Consider the following 11,435-nt stretch of genomic DNA (forward strand, 5'->3'; position numbering starts at 1 on the left):
TCGGCAATCCCTGGGGTAGGAATTTGCTCGGTTGACTGTTAAAATAATCGGCTATGAAGATTTTTGAATTGAATTAAAGGACCAAAACCAAGAGTCAAGGATTAGACATCAAATGTTAACTTTATGGGACAGAGCCTGGACTGAAGGGTGATTGCAGCCTACCTAATTATGACTCCGATTGTAGACCTGTAACCCATCGGTATCAACCGGGTTGGATGCGGTCTAAATTTGTTCAAATTCGGACCCTTATCAGCAGGTGGAGGCAGCTTTTCTAAACTAAATTCTCTGGAGAGGAACGCAGGGGAGGTAACTTATCACCGGGCAGCGATTCCGAGAATAGATTACCCTTGAGCGTTGATTGCCCCCGGCCCGGGTTAGAATTCAGAGAATCTTGGGTAATCTAAATAGGGTCAATTTGCCTAGAAATACAGGAAAAAAAGGGGACAGTAGAAGTGATCGCTGAATTGAAGTCATCATCAATTGTAGCCCAAATCACTGTTTTGCAGCAGTGGGATGGGGTATCTCTAGGGGGTAAATTTATAAACAATGTCAACCCACTTAAGATGTTTTAACAGCCGAACCCAGAAGGCTTTTAAAGCCAAAAAAATAGCAACCCAGAGGCAGTCCCTCCGGTGGTTGATATTCAAACCCCACCCTTGGATGGATCCGCTCCCCCCTGGGGAATTGAATCGTCCAAAGGGAGTCAATTCTTTGGCAATACCCAAGAAAATTTCCCGAGAACTGCATCGAACTAGAAAGTGGCAGGACTTAATCTTCGAGGAAATAGCGGGAATTTCATTCCTGAAACCGGGGTGAACAAAGCTAAAAAACAAATCAATTTTCAGTTGAAAACCGGGTAAACTATTTCCAAGCGCGATCGCTTCTCAACCACTCCAGAGTATTCACCCCTATTCAGGGAACTTTTACCCCGGCGATCGCGGCTTAAATATCCAAGACCGGCGCTTTTAATCTGGCCAATCTTAAAGGGGGTTAACCGTGATCAACCCCAGATTTCCGGGAGCGTCGAAGTCCGCCAAGAATAACCCTAGAGAAGTTCAGTATTCAGGTTATGCTCACCTCCCGTAAAGTCAACTTAATTGGTGCTTGTCTGGGATTCGTAACCGTGGGTTTCGGAGCCTTCAGTAATCCCGCGATTAATCCAGAAAGCCACACCTGCCCAGATGTCCAAACCATTGGAGGTCAGATTTGTCGGGGAAAAGTTCCCAAAGAAATGCCTGAAGAAGCCTGGGGACAATTTGGGGCGGTTGCTTATCAAGCAGCCTCAGAAGTGATGCGCTCCAATAATGCTGAACCGCAACCTTTAACCGAGACTCAAAAGAAATATTTACGCCCCCATTTTGGCGATTTAGTTGATCGAGTGGAAGTGGTCTATAATGCTACTTTAATGGAAGATTGGGTAGCGGCGAGTTTCAAAATTAATGTCGGTGAATCCAACGCTCAAGTTTATGGAAACACCATTTATATTAAAAAGGAAATGAAAGAACAGGACTTTGAGCAACTGGTCCTGCTCTCTCACGAACTCATCCACTGCCAGCAGCACGAACAACTCGGCAGCTTAGGAAATTTTGGCTATCATTATTTCAAAGAATATAAGAAGGCTGGAGAAATTTACCGAAATAATCAAATGGAAGTCGAAGCCTTCGATTTCGAGAAAGAATTTGCGGAAGAGTTGTCCAAGAAAATGCCCGGATCTTACCGTCGCCGATAACTCCAGTGGTAACGGCTAAATTTTTAACCCGGAAGGGGGGATCCTGGCGACAAACAGAGGCACTTACAGGGTAGTCAGTCCGGAGGAGTTTAATGCTATCCTGGAAGGAACAAATGGTCAGCTTACACATCATCCCAACTCAAGACACTCCACTCGCACAAGCAGAACTTATGATTCGATTTAAACTTGCTCCGGCCCTCAGTTTAGCGTTAACCTTGGCGATTACTTCCATCCTCGCTGCGGCGCAACCCATGTTTGCCTTGTCTAATCTGAGTCAACCCGTCACCCCAGTGACGCAAATTGCTCCATCTGGGGCGATCGCCACGCCTTTCCATCCGAGTCTGCTGTCTCAAGTTTCTGGCAACTTAGCATCAGTCTGGATGACCCCGGAAATCCGCCATCAGGGGGCCTTAATTGCTCAGGGGTCCGGAAGTGACCCGATCCGGGATGCCCTCGGATGCTCCTGTGCAATCTGCACCGGACAGTCACAAATCGAAGTTTAGCACGGACACCTCGCAGGGGACTCAGAGCGATTATATCCTTCAGATTCGCTCTGTCCTTTGCTGATTTATGTTTCGGGGTGCAATTTTTCAAGTTCGGGTTTGGACAGGGGAAGGTTAACGCTGACTGTAGTGCCGAGATTAAGCTGACTGTCTACCCGAATCCAACCGTGATGATTTTCCACGATCGCCTGGACGATCGCCAGTCCCAATCCGGACCCTGTAGAACCCCATTCCGACGATTGTTCAGATTCATGACTCCGCGCCGGATCCACCCGATAAAAGCGCTCGAAAATATGAGGCACTGACTCGGGGGGAATGCCGATCCCGCTATCTTTTACCGTAACTTGGACAGCGCCATTGGCATTCGGGCGATTGCTCACCCCGCTACATTCTAAGGTGATAGCAATTTGGCCCCCTTTCGCCGTGTATTGCAATCCATTACTGACTAAATTCGTAAACAGTCGCGCCAGTTGGTCCCAATCTCCGGAGATGGTAAAATCCGGTCCCGATTCTGTTTCTATCTCCATCAGGGGGGACGGAGGGGGATTGCTGCTATCAGGGGGATCAATAATTTCTAACACTAATTCAATGCCTTTTTCGGCGGCGATCGCCTCTTGTTCCTCCATCACTTCCATCAATAAGGCATCTATTGGCACGGGTTGTTTCCTCACTTTTACCATGCCGCTATCTTGTCGCGCTAAAAACAGCAAATCATCCACCAATCGTCCCATGCGGCGCGTTAAGCGTTCCACTAATTGCAATTGCTGGCGATGGATGGGTGACTCTAATTCCGGGTCCGCAAGGGCCACTTGTACATTAGTTTGAATCGTGGCGATCGGATTTCTGAGTTCGTGGGAGGCATCGGAGGTAAACTGTTTAAGACGCTGGTATGATTCTCGGACAGGTTTCATGGCCAATCCTGACAGTAACCAGGCGATCGCACTAATAGCAATTGCCATGAGGGAAGTGCCCAAACTTAAATCAATAATTAATTGGCGAATCGGTTTGGTGACTTCAAACCAGGGATGACTGACTCGCAGATATCCCACCACTTGCCGTCCCATTTCCACGCGATCGGTAAATTGGCGCAGGAGTTGTCCCCCAGACAGTTGTACCGTTTCCCCATTCTTTTTCGGGTGAAGCGGAATTTCTAACGGTTCCCAGAGGGTAGACCACAATAATTCCCCAGTGGAACTAAACCATTCTAAATCGATATGGTCATCTTCGACAGTTTTGGTATTGTTGCGGAAACTCGCGACCACATTTACGGTATATTGGCCGGTGTTGGGGTCTTCATCGATCGCCAGCGATCGTTCCACCACTTCCACAACGTGCTTGAGGGTGTCATCAATGCGATCGATTAACGTACTCCGCACATACACATAAAATCCCGTAGCAAACACCAGCAGCAACACTGCGGTGAGTGCGGCATACCAAATCGCTAACCGTCGGCGCGTTGCTTGAAACATTTCTCGGATAGTTCTGGAGGTTTATTATCATTGTAGAGTGAAATTCCAATAGGGAGGTACGGAGATTTGGTATTCAGTATGGGAGAATTGAGGGGAGAGGAAGGAGGCTATCGGGCCTAAATCAAGGGGTTAACCATCAAGATTAATCGGCCCGAATTTTCTTAAACTCCTGCAACTCTTTACCAAAGCATAAAAAAATTACAAGAACCCGATGAATGTGGTAAAATTTGACAAATGTACAAGTGATCTTAAACATGACCCAATAACCAACCTATTATGAATAGTTTTGAAAAAATTGACATTTATGGATTCCGCCGCTTACGCTCGGTGCAAGTTGAGATGAGACCTTTAACAGTCATCATCGGGGCCAACGGAGTCGGAAAAACGTCTTTTTTGGAAATGTTCTCCCTTTTATCAGAATCTGCAAAAGGTGAGTTACAGTCAAAAATTTCGGAATTTGGGGGCCTGGGTGATATATTGACGCGAGACCAGGCTGATAATTTGCGCGTGGTTGGGTCAGTTTTTTTAGAAAAATATGGACAGTTTAACTATTTTTTAAAATTAGACATTAAGGGCCAACAATTCTATGAAATAGAACAGGAGGTTCTGAAGAAAACGCCTCTTTTATTTACTTACATAAACTCTAGCGGTTTAGATATTCAATATTTTGCTAATAATAATCAGGTTCCGGTCCGTCCCAACTGGGAACATAATCCGTTAGAAACCTCGCTTTCGCAAGTTCCTAAAATGTACCCAGAAGCGGAAGCTGTACGGAAGCAATTCGCCTCATGTAGCTTTTATCGAGCTTGGGAATTGAATTTATCTCCTACCAGTCCAATCCGGTTACCGCAAGCGATGCGTCCCGCCACCTTACCCGGAAATCGGGGGGAAAATTTAGTCTCTTGCCTTTATAATTTACGGGAAACAGAACCGGATCGATTTGAACTGATAACCGATACTTTATCTGCTGCCTTTCCTAGTTTTGAACGCTTGAGTTTTCCCCCAGTAGCAGCAGGCACATTGGCCTTGACTTGGAAGGATAAAAATTTTTCACACCCCCTTTATATGCATCAGCTTTCCGAGGGAACGGTGCGTTTTTTGTGGTTAGTCACCCTGCTGCAAAGTCCGAATTTAACTGCTGTAACGCTTATTGATGAACCGGAAGTCAGCTTGCATCCGGAATTGTTGCGATTGCTAGTGGATGTCATGCGAGAAGCATCGAAGCGAACGCAGCTAATTGTTGCTACCCATTCCGATCGCCTAATCCGCTTTTTGCAACCGGCAGAAGTGCTGGTATGCGATGCGGATGAAGAGGGCTTTACGACGATGACTTGGGCCGATTCTCTGGATTTAGAGAACTGGTTGGAAGAGTATAGTTTAGATGAACTGTGGGCGATGAATATCATCGGAGGGCGATCGTGAAAATTGCTATTTTAGTTGAAGGGGCAACTGAAAAAGCCTTGATGCCGAGTTTGCGCCGCATTCTGAATTCCCGCTTACCCAGAAAAATGCCTAGATTAAAGCCAATCCCTTATCATGGACGGATTCCGAAAGGAGACAAACTCAAAAGTGACGTGGAAAAGCTCCTCAGTGGCAAGGATGCTTATGATGCAGTGATTGCTTTAACCGACGTTTATACCGGAACTAATGATTTTAAAAATGCAGCCGATGCCAAACAGAAAATGAGAGAATGGGTGGGAAACAATCCCAACTTTTATCCCCACGCTGCACAACATGATTTTGAGGCATGGCTGTTACCGTTTTGGCCGACCATTCAAAAGTTAGCCAAGCATAATAAATCGGTTCCTAGCGGCAATCCGGAGAAGGTCAATCATCAAAAACCGCCCTCGAAACATATTCAAGAAATTTTTGAACAAGGCAAAGCCCCCAGAAGTTATAGCAAAACTCGCGATGGTTTAAAGATTTTAGAAGAAAACGATTTGATGGAGTCTATCCAGGTTTGTTCTGAGTTCAAGGCTTTTATTAATACAATTTTGTTGTTATGTGGCGGTGAAGAAATTCTGTAAAGTGTAATTAGTTTATGGGACTCGCCCCTGGATGCGGATATTTTATACTCACTGGAAGAACAACAGAGACAATTAGGATGGATAATCAACCCACAGGTTTTCCTCCTGGGGTTGATGTCACTTAGGAGTTGGGATGACTATACCGATGCAGGGATTGCCCAAGGTTGCCAAGGTTTTTGCTGGACGGAAATGGTGCCACTGCGGACTGAGGCATCCCAGCAAGTGCGATCGCCTTCGCGCCAAAACCGTAAGTCTATGGAGGAATCCCCCACCTCTAAATCGCACAGGGTTAAATCCGGTAACCAATCGGGCAAATAGGGATCAACATATAAGCAACCGTGGGGTGCATCCGCTTGTAATCCTAATAGCGCCTGGATCAGGTGGAAGACGGAACCAGCAGCCCAAGCTTGGGGGATATTGGCGTCAATATAGGGGACGGGAAATGCTCCCTTCTGGCGCTTGGTCCCGGCATAAACTTCCGGAATCCGATAGCAGGCGAAATGGCTGGCTGTCTCGAAAATATCCGCTGCTACACCCGCAACGGCTTCATGAAAGCCATAGCGTTTGAATCCGAGGGCAATGATGCCGTTATCATGGGGCCAGACGGACCCGAGATGATAGGAAAAGGGGTTAAAAGAGGGATGATCCGAGGACAAGGTGCGAATCCCCCAACCACTGGACATATCCGGTTCTAGCAGCCGTTTAACCACCCGTTGGGCGCGTTCCGGGCTGACGATGCCACTCCAGAGGCAATGACCCGGATTTGAGGTAATTGAACGGACCGGCTGTTTATCCGGATCTAGGGTTAAGGCATAAAATCCCAAGTCTTCACACCAAAAGCGGTCCTCAAATTGCAGGCGCAGTTTTTCGGCTTTGCCTTGTAATTCGGTGGCGCTATCCTTCTCACCGAGTGCCTCAAAGACTTCCGCCATCCGCATCCAGGCATCAAAGACATAGCCTTGGAGTTCGCACAGGGCTTTTGGGGATTTGACTTGAGTGCCATCGGGATAGATAATAGACTCTCCGGAGTCTTTCCAGCATTGGTTTTCGATGCCTTTTTTTGAACGCATTTGATACTCTTGGAAGCCATCCCCATCGAGGTCCCCGTAGCGATCGATCCAGTCCAAACAGCGGAGGGCGACCTCTCGGTAATCTTTTAAGAGAGAGTCATCTCCGAGCCATTTCCAAGTTTCATGGAGGACAATTGTATAAAGGGGAGTGGTATCTGCTGCCCCGTAATAAGGCGATCGCGGACTTTTTTTCAAGTAAACCAACTCCCCATGACGCAGTTCATGGAGGATTTTCCCCGGTTCTGCATCCTGCCAATCACTATGTTCCTTGGCTTGAAACTGTCCTAATTTCTGCAATGCACCTCGGGCAAACCCGGGATGAATAATTTCATTTTGTAAGCTGGCGGTTAAGCTATCACGACCAAATAGCGCCACATATTTGGGAACTCCGGCTGCGGGTAACCACACATCCGGGGCCAAATCGTAATCATACAGACGCATTGCACTCATGTCTTCGAGACTCTGGCGGTATAGTCGCTTGACATCCTCGTTCGAGGTGGCGATCGTGGTGCAGACATCCTGCCACTGCCGCTGCAACTGTTGCAGTTCGGTATTCACATCGGATTTGATTGCTTCGTGATAGCACAAGGCGATCGGTTCGTGGCAGTGTTCATTATCAATCAGGATGTAGCAGCAGCAGGCGTGCCAACTTGCACCCGCTTCTAATTCAATCTCAAAGGTGACTCGACCATTGGCATAATGCGGGGGTGATGTCAGGTGATTCCAATGGGCGATCGTGCTTCGATAAAACTCCCCATTGTTATAAGTATTACGAAGTTTATATTCTTTCTTATCCCACTCGGTTTCAATTTGCCCCCGGCGCACAAATTCCCCGGATTCCACTTCAAAAATATCTGCAAAATCTGAACTGATATCCAAATCTAAATGGAAATTGACCGATTCAAGGCTATGATTCGTAATATCTAGGTCTTCATGAATCCCCTGTTCTACAGTCCGCGCGATGGTTAAGGATAGCGCGCCTTTCGGAATTTTTCCGTTTTGGCTAGAGATGCTGGGATTGGTTAAATAGATTTGGCTGGCATAATAGCGCGTCACTGACGAAGTGAGGCGAACCCAGGGCATATTATCGATATAACAAGCATAATGGCTTAAAAAGCGGGTATCATCAGCAAAAATTCCTTGGAACTGGTCACATTGAATCTGTCCATCCAGTTCAGATACCATAAAAATGCTGCCATGATTAATGGTTAAAAAGGGAGGTTCTACTGTGATTTTCATGTTAATTTTGATTTTGATAGAAAATTATTTGCTCGAAAAAATTATATTATGGGTGTTTTGCATCTAAATCAAGTGGACATTTTGGGGAGGAGTGGGAGCATCTTCCTCCCTACGACTACAGCCAGGGAGCAAGATGCTCCCACTCCTTCATCCGAGGGTTAAAATGATTTAGACTTGCTCTATCAGAACATCCTTTCCACCGGCTCAGATTTAGGGATTAACTCGCTTGAGAAGCTAGTTCAAAGCGGCGGTTAACTTCTTCCCAATTGACGACATTCCACCAACTGTTCAAATATTCGCCCCGCTTATTTTGGTAGTTCAAGTAATAGGCGTGTTCCCAGACATCATTGCCCATGATGGGATATTGTCCATCCATGAGGGGACTATCTTGATTCGGGGTACTGGTAATTTCAAGTTGTCCTTGATCATTGCGAACTAACCAAACCCAACCACTGCCAAATTGACTGCTTCCTGCTTGATTAAATTGCTCTTTGAAGGTCTCAAAATTGCCAAAAGTTTCGTTAATGGCTTGAGCGATCGCCCCGGTGGGTTCTCCCCCGCCATTGGGACTCATGATTGCCCAAAACATGGAATGATTGACATGACCTCCGCCATTATTTCTGACGGTTGTGCGGATATTTTCTGGCACCTGGTTTAAATTGCGAATTAATGCCTCAACGCTTGGGTTGCGGAGATTGGCATTATTTTCTAATGCCTTGTTTAAATTACTAACATAGCTGGCATGATGCCGATCGTGATGTAACTCCATCGTTTGAGCATCAATATGAGGTTCTAGGGCATTATAGGGGTAAGGCAAGGGGGGTAATTCAGCGGGAGAAGCACTGAGTTCATTTCCGGGAGTGGGGGTTGCTGGTGTTTGAGACAGGTTGTTTGGACCCATTCCCTGACAAGCAATCAGCAGGAATACCGCCATCAATCCGGCAAAAACTGAACTGAACCGCCATTTTTTTGGGTTAATCATGGTTAAATCTCCAATGGGTGAATCTAATTAAAATTTAGCGAGTGATGCGAAGAATTTTATCACCATCCGGGGGACAAGCGCCACGACCATCACAATTGCTGGTGGTGAGATAAAGCTCACCATCAGGTCCGATAATCGCCTCTCGCAGTCGTCCATACTCCCCTTCCAAATAGACTTCATACTGTTGCACTTGTTGGGGAGATTGCGGGTCAAAAACCACGCGCTGCAAATGTTTCGATCGCAGAGAAGCAATCATTAAATCTCCTTGCCATTCCGGAATCGCTGTCCCTGTATAAATCGCCGCACCTCCCGGGGGTAACGCCTCTCGCCAGACGATAGAAGGGGTAACTAATCCCGCCTCCGATTCACAGCGATAAATCGTCGGCCATCCGAGATTATCCCCCCCTTGTGCCACACTCAGTTTATCATGGCCTCGTCTGCCTAATTCCCCACTGGGTCCATGATCGGTGACTTGCAAGGTGGACTCATTCACCCAATCAAACCCTTGAGTATTGCGAATGCCCAGAATATACACAGGATTCCCCGGAAATGGATTATCTGGGGGAACATCGCCCTCGGGGGTGACCCGGAGAATTTTACCGGCGAGACTGCTGACATCTTGGGATAAGTCCGGTTCGCGGGCATCTCCTGTACCAATATACAGCATTCCATCGGGTCCAAAGCGAATCCGTCCGCCATTGTGGAATTGGGCGACGGGAATATCATCCAAAATAATGCGATCGCGAGTCGCACTTAACCCATCTGGGGCAAGTTGCCATCGTTCCACCCGATTAACGGATGAGCCATTTGTATCGGCAGTATAATAAATATAGAAAAATCGATTACTGGCAAAATCCGGATGCATGGCAATTCCCAGCAGTCCACCCTCACCCCTGGCCGTCACATTAATTGTAGCAACTGCTTCGGGCCGCAGTTGACCATTTTGGACCAATCGCACCCGTCCGGGTCGTTCCGTGACCAGCATATCCCCATTGGGCAAAAACCCAATGCCCCAGGGAACATCCAGTCCAGTCACGACCTCTTCTACCCGAACATTGACTTGCCCTTGAGGACCATAACCATTTTCTACCAAGATGCAACCGGCCTCACCATCAGGGGTACTCACCCCTTGGGCCAGTTCCTGGGGCCGATTTCCTTGTCCAGTGGTGCTACTTTCCAGAAATGTGCCGGTGGGGGCGGTACAACTGGCCACCCCGATCAGACTCACGATGGGTATGAGGGTGAGAATATGGGTTAACTTCATCATCAACTCTAAAACCTCAGTGATTGGATTCTCCCGATTTAAGCGGGTAGATCGACCCCTTAATGTCAGAAATGTCAGAGTGTAAACCTCAAGAACTGCCCGGATTCTATTATAACGGGTATGGCTATTTGGGCATACAAATTCCACGCTATAATAAGGACGTGACAACTGACATCTGTCTTGGGGAAGAGTCGCCCCGGATGCCAGACTCAGATAGGTGATGGGAAATCGGAGATGAATGGATAATGAGGATCGTACCTTTACTCTAGCCGATCGCCGTGATTCCCTTTGATTGATAGGAACGATCGCCTGGAGAAACTCCTCTACAACTCTTGGATAAATGATAGAAACGCCCCCTCTGTTTTCATAGAAAGACTGCCGATCCGGGATTAACCGGGGGTTTCTGTAATAGACCTCTTGCAAACTAATTTTATGCTCTAATAAAAACTTTTGCTTAATTTTAGGGAATGGCCGGGTATAGTTAATTCTCAGGACCTTTTGCTAAAAAACGTATAAAATGCTAAAAAGGTATTTTGCAGTTTTACAATAAATTAATCATGAACAATCTATTTTATCTGAATTTGAAACCCGAGCAATTTAAACGGAGATTTGGTGTCCAAATTCAAACCTTTAAAGAAATGGTGAAAAGTATAGAGCAATACCGTTTAGCCAATCCGAAAGATAAACGAGGACGTCGAAGCACATTGACTCTTGAAGAACAAGTTTTAGTAGCATTAGAATATTGGCGAGAATATCGAACCTATTTCCATATCGGCACAAATTGGAGAGTCTCGGAATCAACAGTGTGCCGAATTGTCACTAATATCGAATCCACTTTGATGAAAATTGGAAAGTTGAGGATTCCTGGCAAGAAAGCCTTGCTTAAAGGTTTTGGGCATCCAGAAATTGTCGTAATGGATGTCACAGAAACAGCAATTGAACGGCAAAAAAAACAGAAGAAATACTTTTCAGGAAAGAAAAAATACCACAGTCTAAAAATGCAGGTGGTCATTAAGGGAACTCCAAAAAATAAAACCTTCAAAAAACCCGCAGGCTCAAGCCTGGAGGCTCACAGGACAAAGCGGTGCCTGCGCGGGCTAAAAGAGCCTTGTTAGGTGCGATCGCATCAAAGCAAGGATGATTTATTTGTTG

8 protein-coding genes and 1 pseudogene are annotated in these 11,435 nt (G+C 46.5%); 5 read left to right on the forward strand and 4 right to left on the reverse strand.

What is annotated here, in order from left to right:
• The first annotated feature begins 1,069 nt into the window (after nucleotides 1–1,069).
• Together NG833_RS05290 and NG833_RS05295 are read left to right on the forward strand one after the other, a co-directional pair.
• A complete protein-coding gene (locus tag NG833_RS05290) occupies nucleotides 1,070–1,729 on the forward strand; it encodes a DUF4157 domain-containing protein (protein WP_254564262.1) in 660 nt (219 codons plus the stop codon).
• A gap of 92 nt (nucleotides 1,730–1,821) precedes the next feature.
• Entirely contained in the window at nucleotides 1,822–2,232 is a 411-nt protein-coding gene (locus NG833_RS05295; protein WP_254564263.1) for a hypothetical protein, read from the forward strand.
• A gap of 65 nt (nucleotides 2,233–2,297) precedes the next feature.
• Here the strand turns inward: NG833_RS05295 and NG833_RS05300 are convergent, their stop codons facing one another.
• On the reverse strand, nucleotides 2,298–3,701 hold the full coding sequence (locus tag NG833_RS05300) for a cell wall metabolism sensor histidine kinase WalK (RefSeq protein ID WP_254564264.1): 1,404 nt from the start codon (nucleotides 3,699–3,701) through the stop codon (nucleotides 2,298–2,300).
• A 276-nt stretch (nucleotides 3,702–3,977) separates the two neighbouring features.
• Here NG833_RS05300 and NG833_RS05305 point away from each other — a divergent pair, with 276 nt between their 5' ends.
• Entirely contained in the window at nucleotides 3,978–5,123 is a 1,146-nt protein-coding gene (locus NG833_RS05305) for an AAA family ATPase (RefSeq protein WP_254564265.1), read from the forward strand.
• The gene (locus tag NG833_RS05310; RefSeq protein WP_254564266.1) at nucleotides 5,120–5,728 is read left to right on the forward strand and encodes a DUF4276 family protein; all 609 of its coding nucleotides are present in this window, start codon (nucleotides 5,120–5,122) and stop codon (nucleotides 5,726–5,728) included. Before NG833_RS05305 ends, NG833_RS05310 begins: the two co-directional genes overlap by 4 nt.
• A 137-nt stretch (nucleotides 5,729–5,865) precedes the next feature.
• On the opposite strand, the gene NG833_RS05315 is transcribed toward NG833_RS05310, so the two are convergent.
• The 3 genes from NG833_RS05315 to NG833_RS05325 all read right to left on the reverse strand — a co-directional run bounded on the left by NG833_RS05315 (nucleotide 5,866) and on the right by NG833_RS05325 (nucleotide 10,286).
• Complete coding sequence (locus NG833_RS05315) at nucleotides 5,866–8,037, reverse strand: glycogen debranching N-terminal domain-containing protein (protein ID WP_254564267.1); 2,172 nt, start codon at nucleotides 8,035–8,037, stop codon at nucleotides 5,866–5,868.
• Between the two features lie 217 nt (nucleotides 8,038–8,254).
• Complete coding sequence (locus NG833_RS05320) at nucleotides 8,255–9,019, reverse strand: superoxide dismutase (protein ID WP_254564268.1); 765 nt, start codon at nucleotides 9,017–9,019, stop codon at nucleotides 8,255–8,257.
• A 34-nt stretch (nucleotides 9,020–9,053) separates the two neighbouring features.
• Complete coding sequence (locus NG833_RS05325; protein WP_254564269.1) at nucleotides 9,054–10,286, reverse strand: sorbosone dehydrogenase family protein; 1,233 nt, start codon at nucleotides 10,284–10,286, stop codon at nucleotides 9,054–9,056.
• Nucleotides 10,287–10,840: 554 nt separating this feature from the next.
• Between NG833_RS05325 and NG833_RS05330 the strand changes: the two are divergent.
• Nucleotides 10,841–11,296, forward strand: a pseudogene (locus NG833_RS05330) (transposase family protein); the annotation flags it as partial.
• Nucleotides 11,297–11,435 lie beyond the last annotated feature (139 nt).

Origin of the sequence: Oscillatoria sp. HE19RPO, from assembly GCF_024220515.1 — a bacterium.
In the GTDB taxonomy this organism is placed as follows: Bacteria; Cyanobacteriota; Cyanobacteriia; order Cyanobacteriales; family Laspinemataceae; genus Laspinema.